Source organism: Limnohabitans sp. JirII-29, from assembly GCF_003063395.1.
GTDB lineage: Bacteria > Pseudomonadota > Gammaproteobacteria > Burkholderiales > Burkholderiaceae_C > Limnohabitans.
In genome coordinates this window covers 323,794-348,776 of the sequence record NZ_NESB01000002.1, presented here as the reverse complement: position 1 = coordinate 348,776, position 24,983 = coordinate 323,794, and the positions used below count along the sequence as shown (strand labels likewise).

Sequence of the window (24,983 nt, the reverse complement as noted above, 5' to 3'; positions counted from 1 at the left end):
AAAAAGACGCAGCGCCTGCGTTGTATAAAGAGCGCATACCAAGACACAGAGGCAAGCCATGAAAGCAGAACTCAACGAGCGCGTCACGCGCATTGGCCCGGGCACACCGTGTGGCGATGTGATGCGCCACTACTGGCAACCGGTGGCGCTGGTGGACGAGTTCAACCCCGCACTCGACCCACGCATGGGCGTTCGCCCGGTGAAAGCCGTACGGGTGTTGGGACAAGACTTGGTGTTGTTCAAAAACGCGCAAGGCGTGTTTGGCTTGCTCGACCGTGACTGCCCACACCGGGGCGCAGACCTGGCGTTTGCACGCAACGAGGGTGACGGCCTGCGCTGCCCGTTTCACGGCTGGAAATTTGATGTGACCGGCCAATGCACCGAGACCCCGGCCGAGCCCACGGGCAGCAAGCTGTGCGCGCATGTGAAGCAACGCAGCTACCCGTTGGTGGAGCGCAGCGGCATTTTGTTTGGCTGGTTCGGACCGAAAGACAGCACGCCCCCGCCATTTCCAGCGCTCGACTGTTTCACCGCCCCCCACAGCCACACCTTTGCTTTCAAAGGTTTGTGGCAGTGCAACTGGTTGCAGGCATTTGAGGTGGGGGTGGACCCCGCGCATGCCTCGTTCTTGCACCGGTTTTTCAACGACGAGTCGCTGGACGACACCTATGGCAAACAGTTTCGCGGTGCCAGCGCTGGTGAGATTGAGGGGCAGCGCTGGCCGATGACCCGGGTGATGCGCGAGTTCGATCAACCCCAGATCAGTGTGGAGGCCATGCCGTTTGGCATGCGCCTGACCAGCTTGCGCCCGATGACCGAGGCCTTGACCCATGTGCGGGTGACGAATGCGATTTTTCCGCACACGTTTGTGATTCCGCTCTCCGAGACCATGACCATCACCCAGATGCATGTGCCGGTGGATGACACGCACACGTATTGGTATTCGGTGTTCACTAGTTTTGAGGGCCCGGTCGACAAAGAGGCCATGCGCAACCAACGTTTGCAAGCGATTGATTTGCCCGACTACACACCCAAATCAGGCCGCCACAACCAGTGGGGATTTGACCCGCAAGAACAAATGACGCGCACGTACTTAGGCATGGGCGAGAACGACATCAATGTGCATGACCAGTGGGCCTGCGAAAGCATGGGCCCGATTCAAGACCGCACCCGCGAGCACCTGGGCACCAGCGACAAAGCCATCATGGCCAACCGCCGCACGCTGTTGCAAGCGATTGACGATGTGGCTGCGGGCAAGATGCCGCCTGGCTTGGCGCAAGCCGAGGTGGCCAGCCAACGCATCGGCCCCGACACCGTGGACGGCATTGCCCCCGCGCACGACTGGCAAGCGTGGTGGCAGCACGCCGTAGAGGCCAAGCGTGCCGGCGCGCCTTGGCCTGCGGCACTGACCGCAGTCTCCACCGACGCCGAAAACCTTCATCCTCAGGTGAACGCATGAGCAGCTTTGCCACACGCTGTGGCTTAGACACACCAGCATGGCAAGCGGCGGTGGCCCGCACCACGCAACTGCTGCGCGCCAGCGACATCGAGCTGGTGCGTTTGGCCTGGTGCGATGTGCACGGCGTGACACGCTGCAAAACCTTGGTGACCGAAGCCGCCATTGACGCACTGCACAACGGGGTGGGCATGGTGAGCACCTTGCTGCTCAAAGACACCTCGGACCGTACCGCGTTCAAGGTGTTTGAAGCCAGCATCAGCAATGAGTTGCCGGGCTTTGAATTTGCGAGCAATTTGCTGCTGATGCCCGACCCACACAGCCTGCACATCTTGCCGTGGGTGGACAACACCGCTTGGCTGCAATGCCAGCCTTGGTTCCCCAACGCACAGCCTGTGGCGCTGGACAGCCGCTACCAATTGCAAAGCGCACTCGCACGTTTGGCTGAGCAGGGTTTAGGGCTGAAGTGCGGCCTGGAAATTGAATTTCACATTTACCGTTTGCAAGACGCCACGCACGGCAAAGACCTTGACCCCGACTTGGCCGCCTGGCCAGGCCGTGCGCCAGCAGTGAGCATGATTCACCCGGGCTACCGCCTGCTGTCCGAACACGACATGGACCAATGTGAGGAGCCGCTGCGCATCGTGCAGCGCACCGCACAAGGCTTGGGGCTGCCTTTGTTGTCGCTGGAAATTGAGTTCGGGCCCAGCCAAGTGGAAGCGGTGTTCAGTGCCACCGACGCTCTGACGGCTGCCGACAACATGGTGCTGTTTCGCAATGCCGTGCGCCAAGCCCTGCGGCGTGCGGGCTACCACGCGACCTTCATGTGTCGCCCACCGTTTCAACACATCATGTCCAGCGGTTGGCATTTGCACCAGTCCTTGGTCGAGCTTGACAGTGGCCGCAATGCGCTGATGCGCGACGCGGCTGTGCCCCACACCCAAGCGCAAGACGCCCGCCACACGCTGTCAGACTTGGGGGCGCACTATTTGGCGGGTTTGCTGGACCATGCCCAAGGCAGCACGCTGCTGTGCACGCCCACGGCCAATGGCTACGGACGTTTTCAGCCCAATGCGCTGGCCCCACAGTCCATTGTGTGGGGACGCGACAACCGAGGCGCCATGTTGCGCGTGATTGGCCAGGCGGGCGACCCTGCCACACGGATTGAAAACCGTTTGGGCGAACCCGCTGCCAACCCCTATCTGTACATGGCCTCGCAAATTCACGCGGGCTTGGCAGGCATGGCGCAACAACGCATGCCACCGCTGGCCACAGAAGCGCCTTATCAAACGCCAGACGGCGACGACACAGGCCGCACACGCATTCCCAGCCATTTGGGCGAGGCCTTGAATGCCTTTCAAGCCGATGCGGCCATGGCGCAAGGATTTGGCGATGCGTTTGTGCGCTACTACAGCCGCATCAAGCAAGCGGAGCAGCAACGCTTTGAAGCGGCCGAAGACACTTTGGAGTTTCAGCGGCGAGAATATTTCGCTCGCATCTGACAGCACGCACAAGGACAATTTTTATGATTCGCATCACCCTCTTCAACCATGCCCAAGACACGCAAGGCACCACCATCGAGGCCAAGCCAGGGCACAGCTTGATGAAAGCGGCTGTGTCAGCCGATATCGACGGCGTGGCCGCCGACTGTGGCGGCACCCTGACCTGCGCCACTTGCCATGTGATGGTGCGCGAACCCTGGCTGAGCCAGTTGCCCGCCATGAGCGACGACGAAGACGGCATGCTCGACTTTGCCGCCTGCACACGCCAAGCCAACAGCCGTTTGTCGTGTCAGATCACGCTGACTGAGGCGATGGACGGGATGCAGGTGGATTTGCCGGCCAGCCAGTACTGACCGGCCAGCGTGTGCTGCTGGCCACATCAGCAGTCACCAGACCAGCGCTTGAGGGTGTGGTGCTTTAGCGCATGCCGGGAAAGCCGCCCCCGCCCATGCCGGGCATGCCTTTCATGCCACCCATGCGCTTCATCATCTTCATGAGGCCACCGCCGCGCATTTTTTTCATCATGTCTTGCATTTGCTCAAACTCTTTGAGCAAGCGGTTGACGTCTTGCACTTGAACACCGGCACCAGCGGCAATACGGCGCTTGCGTGTGGCTTTGATGAGGTCGGGTTTGCGGCGCTCCAGCGCGGTCATGCTGTGGATGATGCCCTGCTTGCGACCGATGTCTTTCTCGGCGCGGGTCATGTCGACTTCGCTGGCTTTGGCCGCCATCTGTGTGGGCAGTTTGTCCATCAAGCTCGACAAGCCGCCCATGGATCGCATTTGCTGAATTTGGGCCAAGAAGTCGTTCAAGTCAAAGGCGTCACCGCGCTTGACTTTATCGGCCAGCTTTTGCGCGGCCTCCATGTCGACACCGGCAGTGACTTGCTCGACCAAGGCCAAGATGTCACCCATGCCCAAGACGCGACCTGCGTGGCGTTGGGCATCGAAGAGTTCCAGGCCATCGAGTTTTTCGCTGGTACCCGCAAATTTGATGGGCGCGCCGGTGATTTGGCGCACCGACAAGGCCGCGCCACCGCGTGAGTCACCATCGAGTTTGGTCAACACAATGCCAGTGAGTGGCAAAGCCTCTTTGAAGGCTTTGGCGGTGTTGATGGCGTCTTGACCTTGCATGGCATCGACCACAAACAAGGTCTCCACCGGGTTGAGCACGCGATGCAAGGTCTTGATTTCTTGCATCAACGCTTCGTCAATGGCCAAGCGGCCAGCAGTGTCAACTAGTAGCACGTCAAAGTAATGTTTGCGCGCGTAGTCGAGCGCCGCACGCGCGATGTCTGCGGGTTTCTGATCGGGGGTGCTAGGGAACCACTCAGCACCGGCTTGTGCCGTCACTGTTTTCAACTGCTCGATGGCGGCTGGACGGTACACGTCGCCCGAGACGGTGAGCACTTTCTTTTTACGCTGATTGATGAGCCAACGTGCGAGTTTGGCAGTGGTGGTGGTTTTACCCGCGCCCTGCAAGCCCGCCATCAGGATGACGGCTGGCGGTTGTGCTGCCAAGTTGAGATCGCTCACACCCTCGCCCATGGTGGCCGCCAGCTCTTGGTTGACGATGGCGACCAAGGCTTGGCCCGGTTGCAATGAGCCAATGACTTCTTGACCCAGGGCTTTTTCTTTCACGCGGGCAATGAAGTCACGCACCACGGGCAGGGCCACGTCGGCTTCGAGCAAGGCCATGCGCACCTCGCGCAACATGTCGGCCACGTTGCTTTCGGTGATGCGGGCCTGTCCGCTGATGTGTTTGACCAGGCGTGAGAGTTTGTCGGTGAGGGTGGAAGCCATCAATAGCCCCAAGGTGGGTTTGGTGTATGGGTCAAGCAAAACGCTAAACTTGCACCATGATTTTAGCCAGCGACGTCCCTCACAGCTTATGGCTTGGCCTGCCCACTGCGGCGGCCTATGCCTTGACGGCGCTGATGGGTCCGCGCATCGCCAGCTCAATCAGCCACCGCTTGTTGACCGTGCCATGGGTCTTGCATGGGCTCGGTTTGGTGTTTGCGCTGTTTGGCGCACAAGAGGGTTTTGCGCGTTTTGGTTTTGCCCCTGCTTTGTCGGTCACGGTTTGGTTGATGTTCACCTTTTATTTGTTGGAACAGCATTGGTTCCCACAGTTGCGCATCCGCTGGACACTGGCCGGCTTGGGGGCCGTGGTGGTGCTGTTGGCCGCTGTGTTTCCAGGATCGCCCTTGCACATGGCCGCATCGCCTTGGTTGCCGCTGCATTGGGCGCTGGGCATTGCGTCTTATGGTTTGTTTGCAGCCGCGGTGGTGCATGCATGGCTGATGACACGTGCCGAAAAAAACATGCGCTTAGGCGCCGACACCCACGTAGGACTGCCTCTGTTGACGCTGGAACGCTTGACGTTTCGCTTTGTCGCCGGCGGCTTTGCGTTGTTGACAGCTACCTTGGCTGCGGGCTGGTTGTTTGGCGACAGCTTGTATGGTGAACAAGCCGCCTGGCGCTGGAACCACAAAACGGTGTTCTCTGTGCTGTCATGGCTGACCTTTGCAGCACTGCTGATTGGCCGCAGCCGCTTTGGCTGGCGTGGCCGCACCGCCGTGCGCATGCTGTACATCGGTTCTGGCTTGTTGCTACTGGGCTATGCCGGTTCCCGCTTTGTGCTGGAAGTGGTGTTGGGCAGAAGCCTATGAAATACCTGATCTTGCTGGTGATGGTGTTGGGGGGCATCTGGTGGATTCGCCAGCAACGCCCGCAACACACGGAGACCAAAAAGTCGCGTCAACCCTCTGGTCCTCAAACGATGGTGACTTGCGCCCAATGTGGCGTACACCTGCCAGAAAGCGATGCGGTGCGAGGCCTGCAAGGTGTGTATTGCAGCGAAGCACATCGCCAGCAGGCGCAAGGTTGAGGGCCACACCTTGACGGTTGATACGCTGTGGCGCCAAGGCTGGTACCAGTTTGCCCGGCACATCCATTCACCCAACTTTGGGCCACGCCCACCAGGTGCTGAGGTGGATTTGGTGGTGGTCCATGCCATCAGCTTGCCGCCAGGGCAGTACGGTGGCCCCGAAGTGCAGGCCTTGTTCACCAATACCCTGGACTGGGACGCCCATCCTTACTTTGCGCAAATTCGTGGCATGGAGGTGTCGGCCCACTTCTTGATCCGGCGCAATGGTGACCTGGTGCAGTTTGTCAGTTGTGATGACCGGGCCTGGCATGCAGGACGCTCGCACTACCGGGGACGCGACGATTGCAACAACGACTCGATTGGGGTTGAACTCGAAGGCCTGGATGGCCAGCGTTTTGAAGAACCACAGTACGAAACGCTGGGGCACCTGACCACAGCCATCGCACAACACTATCCAATTGCACACATAGCGGGACACGAACACGTGGCGCCTGGGCGCAAACAAGACCCAGGTGCTGGCTTTGAGTGGCGGTTTTTGCAACAGTACTTGGGTTGGCCGGACAGGTGTTTTCCCGAAAATATTTTTCTTTCATCGACAGAAGAAAAAAAATCCTAAGCCCTTTCGCGTGCACCTGCGCTGTGCGCTGCTGATTCACCGTATTTCACATCCCATGTCTGCATGGGCATTGGCGCGTCAAACATGCCCCAAAGGCCCATAAATCAAGCGTTTCATTTGCACACCCGCATGCCGATTGGGCCCGGATTGCATGCGCCAAAAATGTACCTGGGGCTATGACACAACACCCGCCACAAGAAATCAATTTCTACACCTTAAAACACTACCCCTAGTGTCTTGAAGGGTGGTTCAACACCAGATATAGTGTGTCCTGTTGATGGCGCACTTTGCTACAAAGTGCGCATCCAAGGTACCTCAGGCAGACAAAACACGCACGCTGCCAAGACCACCAGCAACGTCTAGATATAACAAGGAAGAACACGTCATGCAAATCGCTGAAACTGCGGCATCTACTGCCAGCACAAGCCACCAATCGACACCTCAAGACAGGGTCGCTTCAGACAACGTCTCGATGTTGACGCACTACCAAATCATTCGCCGCAATGGCGCTGTGGTGCCATTCGAACCGGCCAAGATTGCGGTAGCGATGATGAAAGCGTTTTTGGCGGTGCATGGCACGCAAGGCGCGGCATCAGCCAGCGTACGCGAAGTGGTGGATTCACTCACGCAAGGTGTGGTGCGTGCGCTGATGCGCTCACGCCCAGGCGGTGGCACGTTCCATATTGAAGACGTGCAAGACCAGGTGGAGTTGGGCTTGATGCGCGGTGGTCATCACGAAATCGCGCGTGCGTATGTGCTGTACCGCGAGCGTCGTACCCAGGAACGTGCACATACCAAAGAACAACAAACTCCCGCCGTACCTGCGCTGCATGTGATCGATGGCGGACAACGTGTCCCCCTCGACCTGAACCATCTGCAAGGCTTGATCCATGACGCATGCACGGGCTTGGGCGCAGATGTCAAGCCCGAACCCATCATGGCAGAGACCATGCGCAACCTGTATGACGGTGTGCCTATGGACGAGGTGTACAAGGCCGCCATTTTGGCGACTCGTACGTTGATCGAAAAAGACCCTGACTACACCTATGCCACCGCACGTTTGTTGATGCACACCATCGTGCGCGAAGTGTTGGGCCAAGAAGTGGCTCACTCGGACATGGATCAACACTATGCCGACTACTTCCCACAATTCATCAAGAAGGGTGTGGACAACGACTTACTGGATGAGCGCCTGCTGCAATTTGATTTGAAGCGTTTGGGTCTGGCACTCAAAGCCGACCGTGACTTGAAGTTTGATTACCTGGGTCTGCAAACGCTGTATGACCGCTATTTCCTGCACGTGCGCAAACAACGCATTGAGCTGCCGCAAGCCTTCTTCATGCGCGTGGCCATGGGCTTGTCGCTGGACGAAATTGACCGTGAAGCCCGCGCCATTGAGTTCTACGAAGTTTTGTCATCGTTCGACTTCATGTCGAGTACCCCGACGCTGTTCAACAGCGGCACGTTGCGCTCACAGCTCTCTAGCTGCTACTTGACCACGGTGCCCGATCACTTGGACGGTATTTATGAGTCGATCAAAGAAAACGCCCTGCTGTCCAAATTTGCAGGCGGCTTGGGTAACGACTGGACACGTGTGCGTGCTTTGGGCAGCCACATCAAAGGCACCAATGGCGAGTCACAAGGTGTGGTGCCTTTCCTGAAGGTGGTCAATGACACCGCCGTGGCCGTCAACCAAGGTGGCAAACGCAAAGGTGCTGTGTGCACCTACTTGGAAACTTGGCACTTGGACATAGAAGAGTTCCTGGAACTGCGCAAAAACACCGGTGATGACCGCCGCCGCACCCACGACATGAACACGGCCAACTGGATTCCTGATTTGTTCATGCGTCGCGTGATGGAAAAGGGTGAGTGGACCTTGTTCTCCCCTTCTGATGTGCCTGATCTGCACGATCTGTTTGGCTCAGCGTTCGAGAAAGCCTATGTGGCTTACGAAGAAAAGGCACGCCGCGGCGAAATCAAACCTAGCAAAACAGTGCAAGCCACAGACATGTGGCGCAAGATGCTCTCCATGCTGTTTGAAACTGGCCATCCCTGGATCACTTTCAAAGATGCATGCAACGTGCGTTCACCCCAACAACATGCAGGCGTGGTGCACTCGTCCAACTTGTGTACAGAGATCACGCTCAACACCAGCGACACCGAAACAGCGGTGTGTAACCTGGGTTCGGTGAACCTGTCGCAGCACTTGAAAGACGGCCCCAACGGCAAAGAGCTCGACCACGACAAACTCAAACGCACCATCACAGTCGCCATGCGCATGCTCGACAACGTGATCGACATCAACTACTACGCAGTGAAAAAAGCGCGTGACTCCAACCTGCGCCACCGCCCCGTGGGCTTGGGCGTGATGTCATTCCAAGACAGCTTGTATGAAATGCGCATTCCTTACGCATCACAAGCGGCGGTGGAGTTTGCCGACACATCGATGGAAGCGATTTGCTACTACGCTTACTGGGCATCGACCGAGTTGGCCAAAGAGCGCGGCAAGTACTCCAGCTACAAAGGTTCTCTGTGGGATCGTGGCCTGTTGCCCCTCGACACTTTGGACATGTTGGCCAAAGAGCGCGGCGGCTATGTGGAAGTGGACCGCTCAGCCACGCTGGACTGGGATGCACTGCGCAAAAAGATTGCACAAGACGGCATGCGCAACTCCAACTGCGTGGCCATTGCACCGACGGCAACCATCTCCAACATCATTGGCGTGGACGCTTCGATCGAACCTTGCTTTGGCAACCTCTCGGTCAAGTCCAACTTGTCGGGTGAATTCACGGTGATCAACAGCTACTTGGTGCGTGACTTGAAACGCTTAGGTCTGTGGGATGACGTGATGGTGATGGACCTGAAACACTTTGATGGTTCGCTGCGACCCATTGACCGCGTGCCACAAGAAATCAAAGCTCTGTATGCCACTGCTTTTGAAGTCGAAGCCACCTGGTTGGTTGAAGCGGCTGCACGTCGCCAAAAATGGATCGACCAAGCACAGTCGCTCAACATCTACATGGCCGGCGCATCGGGCAAGAAGCTCGACGAGACCTACAAGCTCGCATGGTTGCGCGGCTTGAAGACCACGTACTACCTGCGCACATCCAGCGCACAACAAGTGGAGAAATCCACTGTACAAGCAGGCTCGCACAACGCGGTGTCTTCCAGCGGTGCCAGCACCAGTGGCATGAGTGCGCTCGAAGCAGCAGCCGCTGCTGCGCAAGCACAGATGAATGCCATCCCTGCCACTGACATCAAGTTCTGTGGTGTGGACGATCCCACCTGCGAATCGTGTCAGTGATTTTTTGCAATTGAGCAACAAAAATAAGCAACGAAGTGAATCAACGCTTTGCGTTTCTCTTCGTTGCATTCATAATTAGCGTATTGGAAAATTTTCTATGTTGACCTGGGACGAAGAAGTCAAGCCCTCATCGCCATCACCTTTAGCAAGCGGCACAACTGCCAGCTCGATGGAATTCCCACCTCTTTCTGCAGCACAAGCCACACAGCCTGCTGCCGCAGTTCGCACGCTCAATGACGGTGCAACGGCACCTACATCTCCCACACCATCTATTGCCACTGCGACCAGCGAGCGTCGCGTGAACGCTGCCGACAAGCGCATCATCAATGGCCAAACGGATGTGAACCAGTTGGTTCCTTTCAAATACAAATGGGCTTGGGAAAAATACCTCGCCACATGTGCCAACCACTGGATGCCACAAGAAGTGAACATGACGCGTGACATCGCTTTGTGGAAAGATCCCAATGGCTTGAGCGACGACGAGCGCCGCCTGATCAAACGCAACTTGGGTTTCTTCGTGACGGCCGACTCTTTGGCTGCCAACAACATTGTGTTGGGTACCTACCGTCACATCACAGCGCCTGAATGCCGTCAGTTCTTATTGCGTCAAGCGTTTGAAGAAGCCATTCACACCCATGCCTATCAATACATTGTGGAATCATTGGGCTTGGATGAGTCTGAGATCTTCAATGCCTACCATGAAGTGCAATCGATCCGCGACAAAGATGAGTTCCTGATTCCGTTCATCGACGCGATCATGAACCCCAACTTTCACACGGGCACGCTAGAGACCGATCAAACATTGCTGAAGTCGTTGATCGTGTTTGCCTGCTTGATGGAAGGCTTGTTCTTCTACGTAGGTTTCACCCAAATTCTGGCTTTGGGACGTCAAAACAAAATGACTGGCGCAGCTGAGCAGTACCAATACATCTTGCGTGACGAGTCCATGCACTGCAACTTTGGCATTGACTTAATCAATACCATCAAGCTTGAAAACCCACAGTTGTGGACGGCTGAGTTCAAAACTGAAATCAAGGCGCTGTTCATGAAGGCGGTTGAACTGGAATACCGCTATGCCGAAGACACCATGCCACGTGGCGTTCTGGGCTTGAATGCATCGATGTTCAAGGGTTACTTGCGCTACATCGCCAACCGCCGTGCCACACAAATTGGCTTGGAGCAGTTGTTCCCCAATGAAGAGAACCCTTTCCCTTGGATGAGCGAGATGATCGACCTCAAGAAGGAACGCAATTTCTTTGAAACCCGTGTGATCGAGTACCAATCAGGTGGCGCTCTGTCCTGGGATTGATATCACACACACTATGTCACCCAATTTGTCCGTCACAGACACAAACACCCACTTCGAGGTGATGTGCCGGACTCACTGTGTTCATGGGGTTGGACCCGGGTCCAGCGCCATGAATCGCTTTGCATGCTCCAACAGATGCGAAGTGCTTTTCACCCAATGATCTCAACTTGATCTAGGAGAACATAAAAATGGCAACTGCAAAAAAACCGGCCGCTAAAAAGGCCCCCGCAAAGAAAGCTGTTGTGGCCAAAAAGCCCGCAGCCAAGAAAGTAGCCGCTAAAAAGCCAGCAGCTAAAAAAGTAGCAGCCAAAAAGCCAGCAGCTAAAAAAGTTGCAGCTAAGAAGCCTGTTGCTAAAAAAGTAGCGGCCAAAAAGCCAGCAGCTAAAAAAGTTGCAGCTAAGAAGCCTGTTGCTAAAAAAGCAGCCGCTAAAAAGCCAGCAGCCAAAAAGGTTGCAGCCAAGAAAGTAGCGAAAAAAGCTGCTGCCAAAAAACCAACTGCTAAAAAGCCTGCTGCCAAGAAAGCCGCCAAAAAACCAGCCGCCAAGAAAGCTGCGAAAGCACCCGCTGCCCCTGCGCAGACGACGCTGAACCCCCAAGCTGCGTGGCCATTCCCGACCGCCAGCAAGCCCTGATTTCAGTATCAGTGGCGACGGTTCTCCGTCAGCTCAAGCCCGAAGCCGCAAGGCCTCGGGCTTTTTATTTAGCCTCGTCATGCCTTTACCCAAACTGAGCTTTTTGCGAACGGACAAAGATGGAAGTGTCATCGTGGATATTCACGTGATTCCCAATGCCACACGTACCCAGGCGGATGGGTTGCACGATGGTGCGTTACGTGTGCGTTTACATGCACCACCGGTAGATGGCAAAGCCAACTTGGCATTGATGGCATGGTTGGCAAGCACCTTGCAAGTGGCCAAAAGCCATATCAGTTTGGCACGTGGGCAAACATCTAAACGCAAACAGTTGCGTGTGAGTGCTGCCGTGAGCAGCCATGCGAACTGGTCGGCACTGCGCGATCAAGCCACAGACAAACCGTCAACGCTGTAGTTTTGTGGGCCACGTTGTGCAATTTTCAGGGCGCCCACCTGATTGCCCAAAGCTGCACATTTGGCAAGTGACCAGCCTTGCTCCAGGCCAAACAACAAAGCACCGCGCCACGCATCGCCACACCCTGTGGGATCTACCACTGCTTGTGCTTTGACGGGTGGGAGCAGCGTTTTTTCACCATCGATCCAGACTTCACATCCTTCAGCCCCCAAAGTCACGACCAAGCCTTGGACACGGCGCGAGATATCCGCACTGCTCAGGCCTGTGCGGTCACAGAGCATCTTGCCTTCGTAGTCGTTGACCGTGACCCAGGTGGATTGGTCGATGAAACGCGCCAACTCAACACCGTCAAACATGGGCAAGCCTTGACCTGGATCGAATACAAAAGGAATGTCGGCTGCGTTGAATTGCTCGGCATGCTGCAACATCGCATCACGTCCGTCGGGAGAAATGATGCCTAACTTGATATCGCCACGCTTTTCGATACGTGTGGTGTGCGCCTGCATCATGGCGCCTGGATGGAAAGCCGTGATTTGGTTGTTGTCATGATCGGTCATGATCATGGCCTGTGCAGTGTATGCCCCTTCAACTTGACGCACATATTCAGTGGCAATGCCCAAGTTTTTCAAACGCTGCAAATAGTCCGTGCCGTCAATGCCCAAAGTGGCCATGGGCAAGGGTGTACCGCCTAAGATTTTCAAACTATAGGCAATGTTGCCAGCACAACCACCATAGTCGCGACGCAGGGCAGGCACTAAAAAAGATACGTTCAAAATGTGCAGCTGTTCGGGCAAGATTTGCTCAGCAAAGCGGCCCTCAAAGCTCATGATGGAGTCAAACGCGAGCGAGCCGCAAATCAGCGATGCCATAAAACTACTTTCTCAATCAAGGGTAAAAAATCAGCGCGCGAAAACCTGATACATGCTCACTGACGCCAGCATCCAAATCAAAGTTCAAGGTCGAGCGCACATCACGCAAAGCTGTCATCTGCGGTGACAACGCCATTTCCTCGGTGGAGAATACGCGCCTGACCACCACCTGGTCTTGCAAATCAGTGAGGTTCAGCTCTAAATAAGGAGTGGCAACCGGATGATGCTGGGTGTTACGCAAGCGAATTTGCAAGGTGTAACCACCTTCTAGATTCTCACTGAAGCTGGTGTTTTCAATCTGAACAGCATCTAGCTCACGTGGCCACGTCACCTCACACGCCACCGGCGCGCACAAAGCCTCCAAGATGGGCTTCAAGGCAGGCTCTTCTGCGGCCAAGACGTGGCGCTGTGACAAAACGATTTGCCAAATCAAAAGGAGCAACAACAGCGCGTTTAATGCCAGCCACGTAGGCCAACGCGTTGACACAGCTTGTGCATGACCCGAGACGCTGTCAGCTTTTTTGTCCTGCGCAAACAGCTTGTCTTGAGATTTGGATGACGCCTGCTCTGACGTGATCAATGACGCTGCTTCTGGCAAAGGATTGGGCGTGAAATGCCTTTGCGCTTCAAACACCGCACCACACCGACCACACCGTACCCACCCACTGGCCAACGCCAATTGTTCAGGCGTCACCTTGAAAGCGGTGCTGCATTCGGGGCAGTGGGTGATATCCATCAGCAGTGTGCGGTCATCAAAATCCAGCCATCTTCACTGTCGCTGACTTGCAAAGTGCAATAAGGCGCATAAGCATCCTTCAATTCTTGAGCTTGGCGCTCCAAGATACCTGCCAGCACCAAATGCCCACCAGCTTGCACGTGTTGTCGCAACAGTGGCGCCAACATCTTCAATGGTGTCGCCAAGATATTGGCCAACACTGTGTCGTAGACGCCTGTCGCCTTGTCAGGGAAACCCGCATTGAGCTGCACACGATTGGCCTCAGCGTTGAGCACAGTGGAGGTGACCGCCGCTTCGTCGATATCCACCGCGTCGACAGTCTGTGCACCATGAAGCGCAGCACCAATGGCCAAAATGCCAGAACCGCAACCGTAGTCCAACACGCGTTGTTGCGACACATCGTGCGTCGCAATCCAACGCAAACACATGCGGGTGGTCGGATGCGTGCCTGTGCCAAACGCGAGACCGGGGTCTAAACGAATGACTTTGCGCGCTTGCTCGGGTGGCTCGTGCCAAGTGGGAACAATCCAAAACTCTGGCGTGATTTCCACAGGAGAAAATTGCGATTGCGTCAAACGCACCCAATCTTGATCGGCAACTTCTTGCACGCCCAGGTGTTGGCAGCCAGCAAAAAAGTCTTGCACACTCAACAAATGGGCGGCTTCATCGGCTGCTGCACCTTCCGGAAACAAAGCGATGATGCGTGAACGCTGCCAGCCTTCTTTGGGTGGAGGCATGCCGGGTTCACCAAACAAGGCTTGCTCGGCATCGGTTTGGGCATCCGCATCTTCCACAGACACGCTGAGCGCGTCCAAGGCATCCAGCGCATCGCATACCGCTTCCACCTGGTTCTCAGGACACAGAAGACGTAACTCAACCATCAACGTTTGTGAGCGGCAAGCCACTCTTCCAAGTAATGGATGTTGGTGCCACCCGCCATGAATTTGGCATCCACCATCAACTCGCGGTGCAAGGGCACGTTGGTGTTGATACCTTCCACCAAGGTCTCCGCCAAGGCTGTGCGCATACGCGCCAAGGCTTGGTCGCGCGTGTCACCGTGCACAATGATTTTGCCAATCATCGAGTCATAGTTAGGCGGCACAAAGTAGTTGGTGTACGCATGAGAATCCACCCGCACACCTGGGCCACCAGGTGCATGCCACATGGTGATGCGACCCGGCGAAGGCGTGAACTTGAATGGGTCTTCAGCGTTGATGCGGCACTCAATGGCGTGGCCGCGGATCACGATGTCACGCTGAGTGAAAGGTAGTTTCAAGCCAGCAGCCACCATGATTTGCGTTTTCACGATGTCAATGCCCGTGATGTACTCCGTCACGGGGTGTTCGACCTGAACGCGGGTGTTCATCTCAATGAAATAGAACTCTCCGTTTTCATACAAGAACTCAAACGTACCTGCACCGCGATAACCAATCTTTTTACAAGCTGCCACACAACGCTCACCAATTTTCTCAATCAGTTTGCGTGGAATGCCGGGCGCCGGCGCTTCTTCAATCACTTTTTGGTGACGACGCTGCATCGAACAATCACGCTCTCCCAAATACACCGCGTTCTTGAACTTGTCGGCCAGGATTTGAACTTCGATGTGCCGTGGGTTCTGGAGGAATTTCTCCATGTACACCGCAGGATTACCAAATGCAGCACCCGCTTCAGCCTTGGTCATTTGCACGGCATTGATCAAAGCCGCTTCTGTATGGACCACGCGCATACCCCGACCACCGCCGCCGCCAGCAGCTTTGATGATGACTGGGTAACCGACGGTCTTGGCAATACGACGGATCTGAGCCGGGTCATCTGGCAACTCGCCTTCAGAACCAGGCACACAAGGCACCCCCGCTTTGATCATGGCTTGCTTGGCCGACACCTTGTCGCCCATGATGCGAATCGATTCCGGTGTCGGTCCAATAAATTGGAATCCACTCTTTTCCACCCGTTCGGCAAAGTCAGCGTTTTCGCTCAAAAAGCCATAGCCCGGGTGTATGGCCTCAGCATCGGTGACTTCAGCCGCCGCAATGATGGCGGGCATGTTGAGATAACTCAAAGGAGAGGCTGCAGGACCAATACAGACCGCTTCGTCGGCTAATTTCACGTATTTAGCGTCTCGATCGGCTTCGGAATACACCATCACCGCTTGTACACCCAGCTCGCGACAAGCACGTTGGATGCGCAAGGCGATTTCGCCTCGGTTGGCAATCAGAATTTTTTTGAACATGGAAGCGTCGCCCGTTATTCGATCACGAACAATGGTGCGCCGTATTCCACAGCCTGCCCGTTTTGAGCCAAGATTTGGGTGATGGTGCCAGACTTGTCTGCTTCGATCTCGTTCAAGATCTTCATGGCTTCAATGATGCAAATGGTTTCGCCTTCTTTGACTTGGCTGCCAATTTCCACAAAGGCTTTGGAGCCTGGGCTTGATGAGCGGTAGAAGGTACCGACCATAGGCGACTTCACGGTATGTCCAGCAGGCGCTTCAGGAACCACCACAGCAGGGGCGGCTGCCGCAGCAACGGGCGCAGGCGCAGCAGCCACTGGAGCAGCGACAGAAGTCACCATCGCCACAGGAGTTGGAGCACTCTTGACAATTCTGACCTTTCCTTCTGCCTCGGTGATTTCGAGTTCAGAGACATTCGAGTCCGAGACCAGGTCGATCAACGTCTTGAGTTTTCTCAAATCCATAACTACATCCTATTTGTTGCGAAAGACCCCTGAATTTACACCAAAAATTGATTGAGAGACTTGGAATAAGTTTGAAAATACAAATTCAAGCCCAGTTTTTCACATCATCTTCGGTTAATTTACCGATTTTTCTCTGTTTGAGCTGCCCTTGCGCATCCAGCACCACCGTGAATGGCAAGCCGCCTTCTGGATTACCCAAAGACTTAGACAGCTCAGTCCCTCCCAAACCAGCCAAACCTATTGGATAGCTCACCGGAAATTGCCCTAAGAATTTACGTACTTGGCTGGGCTGATCAATGGCTAATCCAAGAACTTGCCACTCTTTAGCTGAATTTTCTCGAAAAAAGCGATCCAATAGAGGCATCTCCTCCACGCAAGGAGGGCACCATGTAGCCCAAAAATTCAACACCAGGCTTTTCCCCTGAAAAGCCTTCAAATGCAATGTGTCTTGGGTTGGCGTCTGAAATTCAGCTCCCCACAAACCATCTAAGGCCTCTTTAGATACCTCTGCCAATTGATGTCGGTGCCAGGCTACACCCACACCAGTCAGCCCTGCCGCCGCAGCCACCCCCGCATACAACGCATATCGGCGTGATGTATTCATCGTCATTTAACTTCCTCAATCAATCTTTTTAATGCGGACGAATCGCCACGCGAGCTACGACCTTGCGTATCCAACTTCAACGCACCACGGAGGTCGTCACGGTCATAAATCATCAAATGCACCAGGGTCCGTTGGCTTAAACCAGGACAGGAACACACCATGCTCAAGGCATCGACCGTTTCACCCTGAAACCCCTGAACTGTGCTGACTTCGTAGCGAACTTGATGATCAATGAGCCGAATTTCTGCCGATTTGGGATCATCGCAAAACAACTGCAGGTAAATATCAGACAAAGCAGTCGCAGTACCACGCCATACTGCACCGCTGAGGTGGGGCCTAAATTCAGCCAGACGCTCCATCCACACCACCGCGAGTTGTCGCAACGCAGCCAATTCGGCGGGCTGGCTGTCGGCACAAAACACATCGATGTAGTCACGCACCTCGGCTTCGACCACATCATTGCCAGGCAATGCCGTGCGTGCAGGCAAGCCCATCTGCTTGAGGGCACGACGTTTGGCCGAGCCGTATTCCAAACCTTCTTCCACCACCATGCGAGCGGCAGTTGCGGCGATCTCTTGAGACAGACTATTCATAAGTTGGCCATTGTCCCCCACCTAAAATCCCCCTATGCACATACACATCTTAGGAATTTGCGGCACCTTCATGGGAGGGCTGGCAGCACTGGCACGTGAGGCTGGTCACCAAGTCACTGGCTGCGACACCGGGGTTTATCCCCCCATGAGCGACCAATTGCGCAGTCTGGGAATTGAGTTGATTGAGGGCTTTGGCGCAGATCAGATGCGCCTCAACCCCGATGTGTATGTGGTGGGCAATGTGGTGTCACGGGCACGATTGGTCGACGGCAGTCCGAAATTTCCGTTGATGGAGGCCATCTTGGAGGCTGGCGCTTGCTACACCAGCGGTCCGCAGTGGCTGGCTGAACACGTGTTGCACCACCCCAGCCAACCCCGGCATGTGCTGGCCGTGGCCGGTACACATGGCAAAACCACCACCACCTCCATGCTGGCCTGGATTCTTCAAGCCGCCGGGCTTGAGCCGGGCTTCTTGGTAGGCGGCGTGCCCATGAACTTTGGCACATCGGCTCGTTTGGGCCGTTTGAGCAGCACCGCAGAAGTGGCGGCACATCGACGCACACCGTTCGTGATTGAGGCCGACGAGTACGACACAGCGTTCTTTGACAAACGTAGCAAATTTGTTCACTACCGCCCTCGTACAGCAATTTTGAACAACCTCGAATTCGACCACGCAGACATTTTTGACAACCTAGCCGCCATCGAACGCCAATTCCATCATTTGGTACGTACGGTCCCAGCCAGTGGGCGCGTGGTGGTCAACGCCGGCGAGGAAAGCTTAGACCGGGTATTGGCCCAAGGCTGCTGGAGCGAGGTAGCCAAATTCGGCCCACATATCAACGGGGTATCAACCGGCTGGTCTATCCAAGGCGAACCCGACAACTTTGCAGTACGACACAACGGCCAAGAGGTGGGTCGCGTGCAATGGGACATCACAGGCGTACACAACCAGCTCAACGCATTGGCAGCCATTGCAGCAGCTGAGCATTTGGGTGTGGCACCGGCGCAAGCAGCGGCCTCGCTCACCGACTTTCAAAACGTGCGCCGCCGCATGGAAGTGCGTGGTCATGTGCCACGGGCAGGCGCAGACATCACGGTCTACGACGACTTTGCCCACCACCCGACCGCCATCCGCACCACGGTCGATGGCCTACGCCGCAAGGTCGGGCCCAATGCACGCATCTTGGCCGTGTTCGAACCACGCAGCAACACCATGAAGCTAGGCACCATGAAGTCGCAGCTGCCTTGGAGCTTGGAAGACGCTGATTTGGCGTTTTGTCACTCCGGCGGCTTGGATTGGGATGCAGCACAAGCACTCCAGCCCATGGGCGCTCGGGCTTGTGTAGGTGCCACTGTGGATGAGGTGATTGCTCAAGTGGTCGCCGCGGCCCAGCCTGGCGACCACGTACTGTGCATGAGCAATGGCGGGTTTGGCGGCATTCACGACAAGCTATTGGCAGCGCTGGCGCAATAACTCAACGCTGTTGCTGTGCGCGACGCACAGCAACAGCGTGTGACAACACATCGAGCGACGCCACCGAGTCATTCCAATCCAGACATGCGTCAGTGATGCTCTTGCCATATTCCAGCTTGGACACATCGTCCTTGCCTGGCGTGAACTTTTGCGCACCACCGTGGATGTGGCTTTCAATCATCACACCAAACACCTGGTGTGAACCACCGCTGATTTGCTCGGCGATGTCACGTGCCACCACCAATTGACGCTCATGTTGTTTGCTGCTGTTGGCGTGACTGCAATCCACCATCAAGCTGGCAGGCAACTTCGCTTTAGTCAACTCGTCACAAGCTGCACTCACACTGGCTGCATCGTAATTGGGCGCTTTGCCACCGCGCAAAATCACGTGGCAATCTTTGTTGCCCTTGGTTTGAACAATCGCCACTTGGCCGTTCTTGTGAACTGACAAAAAGTGATGGGCACCAGCTGCCGCCTGAATGGCGTCGGTGGCAATTTTGATGTTGCCGTCGGTGCCGTTCTTGAAACCAATCGGCGCGGAAATACCGGATGCCAGCTCGCGATGCACTTGGCTCTCGGTCGTACGGGCACCAATCGCACCCCACGAAATCAAGTCGCCAATGTATTGTGGACTGATCGCATCCAAGAACTCGCTGCCTGCGGGTAGCCCCAAGCGGTTGATTTCAATCAAGAGCTGACGCGCAATGCGCAAGCCCTCATCAATGCGGTAGCTCTCGTCAAGGTAAGGGTCGTTGATCAGCCCCTTCCAGCCCACGGTGGTACGTGGTTTTTCAAAGTACACACGCATCACGATCTCTAAGGTGTCAGCGTATTTTTCACGCAAAGGTTGCAAACGACGGGCGTAGTCAATCGCTGCTGCGGGGTCGTGAATGGAGCACGGACCAATCACCACCAACAAACGGTCATCGCTGCCATGCATGATGTTGTGAATGGTCTTGCGCGTGCTGGTGATGAGTTTTTCAACAGGTGTTCCCTGAATGGGAAAGAAGCGAATCAAATGTTCGGGAGGAGGAAGCACGGTGATGTCCTTGATACGTTGATCGTCGGTTTGACTGGTGTTTTCAACGTGGCTTGGATAACTTGTGTTCGATTTCATGGTCGCGTCCTAAAAAAAAACCGCCGGGGTTTCCGGCGGTTGGTTTGGGAGTTCAGAGCGTTTGTTTCAGATACGTTCAGATCTCTCGACCGCCGGTGGGGCGTGAGATAAAAAAGTAAGCAAAATAAAAACGTGCAGAACTCATGTCTTGAAATGTAGCACAGCAAAACAAGCCGTTTGCTGACAATGGGCTAGGGTTTACGCCGTTCCGCCAACCGTCAAGCCATCGATACGCAGTGTGGGTTGCCCCACGCCCACAGGGACACTTTGGCCTTCCTTGCCGCATGTACCCACCCCGGTGTCGAGCGCCATGTCATTGCCGATCAAGCTGACACGCGTCAATGCGTCGGGGCCGTTGCCCACCAAAGTGGCCCCCTTGACGGGGTATTGGATCTTGCCGTTCTCCACCCAATACGCTTGCGAGGTCGAGAACACGAACTTACCTGAGGTGATGTCGACTTGACCACCACCAAAGTTCACGGCGTACAAACCCTTTTTGAGGCTGGCCACAATTTCTTGCGGGTCCTTGTCACCGCCCAGCATGTAGGTATTGGTCATGCGAGGCATGGGCACGTGGGCATAGCTTTCGCGCCGACCGTTGCCTGTGGGCTTAACCCCCATCAAGCGGGCGTTCATGCTGTCTTGGATGTAGCCCTTCAAAATGCCGTCTTCAATCAGCACATTGCGCTGGCTCGCATGTCCTTCGTCGTCCACATTCAGAGAGCCACGGCGGTCAGGCAAGGTGCCGTCATCCAACACCGTCACACCTTTGGCGGCCACGCGTTGGCCAATGCGACCACTGAAAGCGCTGGACCCTTTGCGATTGAAGTCGCCCTCCAAGCCATGGCCAATCGCCTCGTGCAACAAGATGCCCGGCCAACCTGGGCCCAACACCACACTCATCTCTCCTGCTGGGGCGGGTCGTGCTTCCAGGTTAACCAGCGCTGCTTTGACCGCTTCGTCTACATAGCTTTGTGCCAAGGCATCGTCAAAATGGTCCAAGCCAAAACGGCCTCCCCCGCCGCCCGAACCCATTTCACGACGACCGTTTTGCTCGGCAATCACAGTCACGCTCAGCCGCACCAAGGGACGCACGTCAGCAGCCAGGGTGCCATCAGCCCGCACCACCATCACCACATCGTATTCACTGGCCAAACCAGCCATCACTTGTGACACGCGCGGGTCTTTGGCACGCGCCATCTTTTCCACGCGACCCAGCAAGGCCACTTTTTGGGTGCTGTCGAGAGACGCGATGGGGTCGAGGTCACGGTACAACGAACGACTCGAAGCCACACGACGCGAAGGCACTTTGACCCGTCCGCCCTTAGACGCTACAGCAATGGTGCGCACCGTGCGAGCCGCATCCATCAGCGAAGCCTCAGAGATATCATCCGAATAGGCGAACGCCGTTTTTTCACCACTCACAGCACGCACACCCACACCTTGGTCAATGCTGAAGGAACCGGTTTTGACAATGCCTTCTTCCAAACTCCAGCCTTCCGAGCGGGTGTATTGGAAGTACAAATCGGCGTCATCCACCTGATGGGCTCGAATCTCGGCCAAGGTGCGTGTCAGATGGGACTCGTCCAAGCCAAACGGCTCAAGCAACAACCGTTGGGCAATGGCCAAACGCTCTAGGGTGGGTTCACGTGAAATCATGGCTTGATTGTAGGAGTCACCCAACAACCCTATGCGCCACAGGTTGTGGCACGTCAGTCAACGATCAGGACTGCACCAACTGCTTGGCCTTGGCCACCGACATCAAAATGCCCAATCCCAGCCCCAATGTGACCATGGCTGTACCGCCGTAACTGATGAACGGCAACGGCACCCCCACCACCGGCAAGATGCCACTCACCATGCCCATGTTGACAAAGGCGTACACAAAGAAGCTCAAGGTGATACTGCCCGCCAGTAAACGAGCGAACAGGGTTGGCCCCTCCACGGCAATGGCCAAACCACGCAAAATCAAAAAGATAAAGCTGCCAATCAGCAACAAATTTCCCACCAACCCAAACTCTTCACCAAAAGCGGCGAACACAAAGTCTGTGGTGCGCTCAGGAATGAAATCCAGATGGGTCTGCGTGCCCTGCATGAAGCCCTTGCCCCAAAAGCCCCCAGAGCCAATGGCAATCATGCCCTGAATGATGTGAAACCCTTTGCCCAAAGGGTCTCGACTCGGATCGAGCAAGGTGCAAATACGTTGCTGCTGGTAGTCGTGCAGCAATGGCCAGCGGAAACCTTCAGCGCACAAGGTGGGTTCAAACACCACGATCAGCACCACCCCCACCAAACCAAGCAGGATGGGCGGCACGATCAAATACCAACTCAAGCCTGCAAAAAAAATCACGGCCAAACCGGCAGACAAGACCAAAATGGCAGTACCCAAATCGGGTTGCCTCACGATCAGCGCGAGTGGAACGATCAACAAGACACCCGCCACCAAAAAGTCAAGCGGTCGCAACTGGCCCTCACGCTTTTGGAACCACCAAGCCAACATCAAGGGCATGGCTATCTTCATGATTTCGCTGGGTTGGATGATCACGCCCACATTCAACCAACGCCGAGCACCCTTCTTGGTCAAGCCAAACAAAGCCACCGCCACCAGCAAAGCCACGCCCACGGTGTACAAAGGTACGGCCAAAGCCATCAAACGCTGAGGTGGCACCTGCGCCACCATGAACATGATGAACCCCGCCAACAACATGTTGCGACCGTGATCCACAAACCGTGCCCCGTTGGCAAAGCCCGACGAATACATGATCAACAAACCAGCACACGCCAACAAAAAAACACCGAATGCCAATGGCCCATCAAAACCCTTGAGCAAGGGCGTCAGGCGTTGCAGCAGGCTGGGGTTTTGGAGGGTGTTGGACATATTGATCCAATTATCGTGAAACTTCTGTCCCGTGCCGATTTGGCTGTGAGGGCGTGGTTTAGTCACAAGGTCACACGTGGCTGGCAGCAATGAGGCGGAAATTTTCTAAAATCGCATTCCAATGGGAATAAATCAAATAATGACCAGCGCCCGGCACTGTGTGAAATTGGGCTTGTTGGAAAAACTTGGCCAATCGTTTGGCACCCTCTATAGGAATGAATTGATCTGCGTCACCGTGCCAGAACGCAACAGGACCATCGATTCCTTCAAGACTGAACCCCCAATCATTGGCGGCAAGTCGCATCTCAGATAAAAAATTTTCTCCATTTGAGGTACTGTCCAAGATGGCTGCTGCGAAATCAGCACGCAAGCATGGATTTGCAAAAGGTTGACGATCAGACTCTGTGGCTTGCGATAAGGCTCGAGTCAAATAGAGATGTACGTTTTTTCGAACCCCTCTCGTGAATGTTTTATGCATCAATGGCAAAATTTTTGGCATGTAACGTGCCACTATCAAACCACTACGCATAGGCGCATAGTGCCCGGGCAAGTCAGCTAGCTGTTCAAAAGGTGGAAGTGCGCCAACTAAAACAACTGCGCTCACACGTGATTTCAAGAATTTTGCACATGCCAAGGCATAGCTTGTTCCTGACCAACATCCCAGAACAGCAAAACTTTGCAAGTCCAGATGGTCAGCCAGTTGCGCTACATCTTTAGGCCAATCTGCTATCGAGCGTTCCTGCCAGTTATCAGATTCGCCATAGCCCGGGCGGTCTGGCACGATGAGACGTATTTGTTGCTCGCACAACACTTCTTCATCGGGCGGGGCCAAATGACGGCCACCAACCAAGCCATGCATGAAAATCAAGGGCGTGCCGTGCGGGTCACCACGGTCAAAAAAGGCCAAGGTTCGACCATCAGCCAGACGTAAATGATGGGTCGTGTGCGCTGGGTTGTCGTATCTCACACCTAAGGGGGCCAATCCTTGCACAGACACATCGTTTGTTTGTGAACTCAACCACAGAGGCGAGCTGTACACCGCTTGAATCAACTCCGATTGGCGCTTGACGCCCATCTTAGAAAACACGCGTTTGAGCTGGGTTTTCGCCGTGTTGACAGAAATACCCTGGGCCGCACTGGCCTCTTCCACACTGCTTCCCATCGACAAATGCTGCACCAGACGTGCCTCGGCTTGGGTCAAATCAAACAAGCTGCGCAAGCCCTCTTCCGTCAAAGCGCGCTGCTGCCGACTGGCCACCATCACCATCGCCAGCCCCTCTCCCACTTGGCTACGTCCTTTCGCAAGTCGTGTCACCCATACAAGAACTGAACGCGGGTCTGCCACCTTGCCCAAACGCACGGGCACACCCGTTTGCCCATCTAAAAACACAGGCCTCAAGACCTGCTGCAGCGCGTCCACAGGTTGAAGCACCAGTCTTCCAGCCTGTAAGCGCATGAACACATTGCCCCTGAGCATCGACAACAAAGCCCGGTTCATGTGCACCACCGTACCTTGCGAATCGACCAGCGCCACGCCCAATGGCAAGTGGTTGATCACCTGGTCGAGAGCATCCGAATCTGCCTCGGTTTGTTTCAAATCCTGTTGCATTTGATGCGCCCGCGCAAAGTGCGGCGCTAGGGCCTCGACCAAGACCATTGTGTGACCAGAAGGTGTTTGCACCACATAGTCGGTCAAGGCTTGGAGCAACTGGGGCCACACATCCTCATCTGCGGCAATGTCGTAAATCAATCCAATCAAGTGGGAAAGCTGCGTCACAGACTCTTGACTGCTGGTCGGGTGTGACAACCCGGACTGCGTAGATGGGGAATAAGGCATAGAAATGTTCTAGCAGAACAGACTTTGGTTGCCATCACCCGTTTGGGTGAATACTTT

Annotated in this window: 23 protein-coding genes; 11 read left to right on the top strand and 12 right to left on the bottom strand. The window is 55.4% G+C overall.

Features of this window, described 5'->3' with window-relative positions; translation table 11 throughout:
* Positions 1 to 58 precede the first annotated feature (58 nt).
* The 3 genes from B9Z39_RS04390 to B9Z39_RS04380 are packed head-to-tail and all read left to right on the top strand — an operon-like array spanning position 59 to position 3,311.
* Positions 59 to 1,459 carry a Rieske 2Fe-2S domain-containing protein gene (locus B9Z39_RS04390; protein ID WP_108300841.1) on the top strand — a complete coding sequence of 467 codons (1,401 nt, stop codon included), beginning with the start codon at positions 59 to 61 and terminating at the stop codon, positions 1,457 to 1,459.
* Positions 1,456 to 2,958, top strand: coding sequence for a glutamine synthetase family protein (locus B9Z39_RS04385; protein ID WP_108300840.1), 1,503 nt, complete (start codon positions 1,456 to 1,458; stop codon positions 2,956 to 2,958). The genes B9Z39_RS04390 and B9Z39_RS04385 overlap by 4 nt, the downstream gene beginning before the upstream one ends.
* Before the next feature lie 23 nt (positions 2,959 to 2,981).
* On the top strand, positions 2,982 to 3,311 hold the full coding sequence (locus tag B9Z39_RS04380) for a 2Fe-2S iron-sulfur cluster-binding protein (RefSeq protein ID WP_108300839.1): 330 nt from the start codon (positions 2,982 to 2,984) through the stop codon (positions 3,309 to 3,311).
* 64 nt (positions 3,312 to 3,375) lie between these two features.
* On the opposite strand, the gene ffh is transcribed toward B9Z39_RS04380, so the two are convergent.
* Positions 3,376 to 4,761 carry a signal recognition particle protein gene (gene ffh / locus B9Z39_RS04375; protein WP_108300838.1) on the bottom strand — a complete coding sequence of 462 codons (1,386 nt, stop codon included), beginning with the start codon at positions 4,759 to 4,761 and terminating at the stop codon, positions 3,376 to 3,378.
* Positions 4,762 to 4,817: 56 nt separating this feature from the next.
* On the opposite strand from ffh, the gene B9Z39_RS04370 reads away from it, so the two are divergent.
* From B9Z39_RS04370 to B9Z39_RS04340, 7 genes are all read left to right on the top strand, one after another.
* Entirely contained in the window at positions 4,818 to 5,630 is an 813-nt protein-coding gene (locus B9Z39_RS04370) for an inner membrane protein YpjD (protein WP_108300837.1), read from the top strand.
* Entirely contained in the window at positions 5,627 to 5,848 is a 222-nt protein-coding gene (locus B9Z39_RS16955; protein WP_108300836.1) for a PP0621 family protein, read from the top strand. Before B9Z39_RS04370 ends, B9Z39_RS16955 begins: the two co-directional genes overlap by 4 nt.
* Before the next feature lie 10 nt (positions 5,849 to 5,858).
* On the top strand, positions 5,859 to 6,464 hold the full coding sequence (gene ampD / locus B9Z39_RS04360; RefSeq protein WP_233248914.1) for a 1,6-anhydro-N-acetylmuramyl-L-alanine amidase AmpD: 606 nt from the start codon (positions 5,859 to 5,861) through the stop codon (positions 6,462 to 6,464).
* A gap of 385 nt (positions 6,465 to 6,849) precedes the next feature.
* A complete protein-coding gene (locus B9Z39_RS04355) occupies positions 6,850 to 9,768 on the top strand; it encodes a ribonucleoside-diphosphate reductase subunit alpha (RefSeq protein WP_100145348.1) in 2,919 nt (972 codons plus the stop codon).
* Positions 9,769 to 9,865: 97 nt separating this feature from the next.
* Positions 9,866 to 11,077 carry a ribonucleotide-diphosphate reductase subunit beta gene (locus B9Z39_RS04350; RefSeq protein WP_108300834.1) on the top strand — a complete coding sequence of 404 codons (1,212 nt, stop codon included), beginning with the start codon at positions 9,866 to 9,868 and terminating at the stop codon, positions 11,075 to 11,077.
* Positions 11,078 to 11,265: 188 nt separating this feature from the next.
* Positions 11,266 to 11,709, top strand: coding sequence for a histone H1-like DNA-binding protein (locus B9Z39_RS04345; RefSeq protein ID WP_108300833.1), 444 nt, complete (start codon positions 11,266 to 11,268; stop codon positions 11,707 to 11,709).
* Between the two features lie 133 nt (positions 11,710 to 11,842).
* Positions 11,843 to 12,124, top strand: coding sequence for a DUF167 domain-containing protein (locus B9Z39_RS04340; protein ID WP_233202508.1), 282 nt, complete (start codon positions 11,843 to 11,845; stop codon positions 12,122 to 12,124).
* Here the strand turns inward: B9Z39_RS04340 and B9Z39_RS04335 are convergent.
* From B9Z39_RS04335 to B9Z39_RS04305, 7 genes are all read right to left on the bottom strand, one after another.
* On the bottom strand, positions 12,094 to 12,993 hold the full coding sequence (locus B9Z39_RS04335; protein ID WP_100145339.1) for a carbohydrate kinase family protein: 900 nt from the start codon (positions 12,991 to 12,993) through the stop codon (positions 12,094 to 12,096). The genes B9Z39_RS04340 and B9Z39_RS04335 overlap by 31 nt on opposite strands.
* Positions 12,994 to 13,009: 16 nt before the next feature.
* Positions 13,010 to 13,729 (bottom strand): zinc-ribbon and DUF3426 domain-containing protein, encoded by a 720-nt coding sequence (locus B9Z39_RS04330; protein WP_108300948.1) that lies wholly within the window; start codon positions 13,727 to 13,729, stop codon positions 13,010 to 13,012.
* Positions 13,729 to 14,610, bottom strand: coding sequence for a 50S ribosomal protein L11 methyltransferase (prmA, locus tag B9Z39_RS04325; RefSeq protein ID WP_108300832.1), 882 nt, complete (start codon positions 14,608 to 14,610; stop codon positions 13,729 to 13,731). Before prmA ends, B9Z39_RS04330 begins: the two co-directional genes overlap by 1 nt.
* On the bottom strand, positions 14,610 to 15,959 hold the full coding sequence (accC, locus tag B9Z39_RS04320) for an acetyl-CoA carboxylase biotin carboxylase subunit (protein ID WP_100145335.1): 1,350 nt from the start codon (positions 15,957 to 15,959) through the stop codon (positions 14,610 to 14,612). The genes prmA and accC overlap by 1 nt, the downstream gene beginning before the upstream one ends.
* A 14-nt stretch (positions 15,960 to 15,973) precedes the next feature.
* On the bottom strand, positions 15,974 to 16,423 hold the full coding sequence (accB, locus tag B9Z39_RS04315; protein WP_108300831.1) for an acetyl-CoA carboxylase biotin carboxyl carrier protein: 450 nt from the start codon (positions 16,421 to 16,423) through the stop codon (positions 15,974 to 15,976).
* A gap of 85 nt (positions 16,424 to 16,508) precedes the next feature.
* A complete protein-coding gene (locus B9Z39_RS04310) occupies positions 16,509 to 17,033 on the bottom strand; it encodes a TlpA disulfide reductase family protein (RefSeq protein ID WP_108300830.1) in 525 nt (174 codons plus the stop codon).
* Entirely contained in the window at positions 17,030 to 17,620 is a 591-nt protein-coding gene (locus tag B9Z39_RS04305) for a hypothetical protein (RefSeq protein WP_108300829.1), read from the bottom strand. The genes B9Z39_RS04310 and B9Z39_RS04305 overlap by 4 nt, the downstream gene beginning before the upstream one ends.
* Before the next feature lie 34 nt (positions 17,621 to 17,654).
* Between B9Z39_RS04305 and mpl the strand changes: the two genes are divergently transcribed.
* Positions 17,655 to 19,094 (top strand): UDP-N-acetylmuramate:L-alanyl-gamma-D-glutamyl-meso-diaminopimelate ligase, encoded by a 1,440-nt coding sequence (gene mpl / locus B9Z39_RS04300; RefSeq protein ID WP_108300828.1) that lies wholly within the window; start codon positions 17,655 to 17,657, stop codon positions 19,092 to 19,094.
* A gap of 1 nt (position 19,095) precedes the next feature.
* Here mpl and B9Z39_RS04295 read toward each other — a convergent pair whose 3' ends face one another.
* The 4 genes from B9Z39_RS04295 to B9Z39_RS04280 all read right to left on the bottom strand — a co-directional run bounded on the left by B9Z39_RS04295 (position 19,096) and on the right by B9Z39_RS04280 (position 24,623).
* The gene (locus B9Z39_RS04295; RefSeq protein WP_108300827.1) at positions 19,096 to 20,211 is read right to left on the bottom strand and encodes a 3-deoxy-7-phosphoheptulonate synthase; all 1,116 of its coding nucleotides are present in this window, start codon (positions 20,209 to 20,211) and stop codon (positions 19,096 to 19,098) included.
* Between the two features lie 198 nt (positions 20,212 to 20,409).
* Complete coding sequence (gene tldD, locus B9Z39_RS04290; protein ID WP_108300947.1) at positions 20,410 to 21,870, bottom strand: metalloprotease TldD; 1,461 nt, start codon at positions 21,868 to 21,870, stop codon at positions 20,410 to 20,412.
* A 64-nt stretch (positions 21,871 to 21,934) separates the two neighbouring features.
* Positions 21,935 to 23,089, bottom strand: coding sequence for a rod shape-determining protein RodA (gene rodA, locus B9Z39_RS04285; RefSeq protein WP_100145323.1), 1,155 nt, complete (start codon positions 23,087 to 23,089; stop codon positions 21,935 to 21,937).
* A gap of 70 nt (positions 23,090 to 23,159) precedes the next feature.
* On the bottom strand, positions 23,160 to 24,623 hold the full coding sequence (locus B9Z39_RS04280; protein WP_158269450.1) for an alpha/beta fold hydrolase: 1,464 nt from the start codon (positions 24,621 to 24,623) through the stop codon (positions 23,160 to 23,162).
* Between the last annotated feature and the right edge of the window lie 360 nt (positions 24,624 to 24,983).

What these genes read in the sequence shown, in the direction of transcription:
- B9Z39_RS04385 (WP_108300840.1), top strand. Translation starts at nt 1,456, where the DNA reads ATGAGCAGCTTTGCCACACGCTGTGGCTTAGACACACCAGCATGGCAA.
- accC (WP_100145335.1), bottom strand. Translation starts at nt 15,959, where the DNA reads ATGTTCAAAAAAATTCTGATTGCCAACCGAGGCGAAATCGCCTTGCGC.
- B9Z39_RS04390 (WP_108300841.1), top strand. Translation starts at nt 59, where the DNA reads ATGAAAGCAGAACTCAACGAGCGCGTCACGCGCATTGGCCCGGGCACA.
- accB (WP_108300831.1), bottom strand. Translation starts at nt 16,423, where the DNA reads ATGGATTTGAGAAAACTCAAGACGTTGATCGACCTGGTCTCGGACTCG.
- B9Z39_RS04295 (WP_108300827.1), bottom strand. Translation starts at nt 20,211, where the DNA reads ATGAAATCGAACACAAGTTATCCAAGCCACGTTGAAAACACCAGTCAA.
- B9Z39_RS04335 (WP_100145339.1), bottom strand. Translation starts at nt 12,993, where the DNA reads ATGGCATCGCTGATTTGCGGCTCGCTCGCGTTTGACTCCATCATGAGC.
- B9Z39_RS04350 (WP_108300834.1), top strand. Translation starts at nt 9,866, where the DNA reads ATGTTGACCTGGGACGAAGAAGTCAAGCCCTCATCGCCATCACCTTTA.
- B9Z39_RS04345 (WP_108300833.1), top strand. Translation starts at nt 11,266, where the DNA reads ATGGCAACTGCAAAAAAACCGGCCGCTAAAAAGGCCCCCGCAAAGAAA.
- mpl (WP_108300828.1), top strand. Translation starts at nt 17,655, where the DNA reads ATGCACATACACATCTTAGGAATTTGCGGCACCTTCATGGGAGGGCTG.
- B9Z39_RS04380 (WP_108300839.1), top strand. Translation starts at nt 2,982, where the DNA reads ATGATTCGCATCACCCTCTTCAACCATGCCCAAGACACGCAAGGCACC.
- tldD (WP_108300947.1), bottom strand. Translation starts at nt 21,870, where the DNA reads ATGATTTCACGTGAACCCACCCTAGAGCGTTTGGCCATTGCCCAACGG.
- B9Z39_RS04330 (WP_108300948.1), bottom strand. Translation starts at nt 13,729, where the DNA reads ATGGATATCACCCACTGCCCCGAATGCAGCACCGCTTTCAAGGTGACG.
- rodA (WP_100145323.1), bottom strand. Translation starts at nt 23,089, where the DNA reads ATGTCCAACACCCTCCAAAACCCCAGCCTGCTGCAACGCCTGACGCCC.
- prmA (WP_108300832.1), bottom strand. Translation starts at nt 14,610, where the DNA reads ATGGTTGAGTTACGTCTTCTGTGTCCTGAGAACCAGGTGGAAGCGGTA.
- B9Z39_RS04310 (WP_108300830.1), bottom strand. Translation starts at nt 17,033, where the DNA reads ATGACGATGAATACATCACGCCGATATGCGTTGTATGCGGGGGTGGCT.
- B9Z39_RS04355 (WP_100145348.1), top strand. Translation starts at nt 6,850, where the DNA reads ATGCAAATCGCTGAAACTGCGGCATCTACTGCCAGCACAAGCCACCAA.
- ffh (WP_108300838.1), bottom strand. Translation starts at nt 4,761, where the DNA reads ATGGCTTCCACCCTCACCGACAAACTCTCACGCCTGGTCAAACACATC.
- B9Z39_RS04370 (WP_108300837.1), top strand. Translation starts at nt 4,818, where the DNA reads ATGATTTTAGCCAGCGACGTCCCTCACAGCTTATGGCTTGGCCTGCCC.
- B9Z39_RS16955 (WP_108300836.1), top strand. Translation starts at nt 5,627, where the DNA reads ATGAAATACCTGATCTTGCTGGTGATGGTGTTGGGGGGCATCTGGTGG.
- B9Z39_RS04305 (WP_108300829.1), bottom strand. Translation starts at nt 17,620, where the DNA reads ATGAATAGTCTGTCTCAAGAGATCGCCGCAACTGCCGCTCGCATGGTG.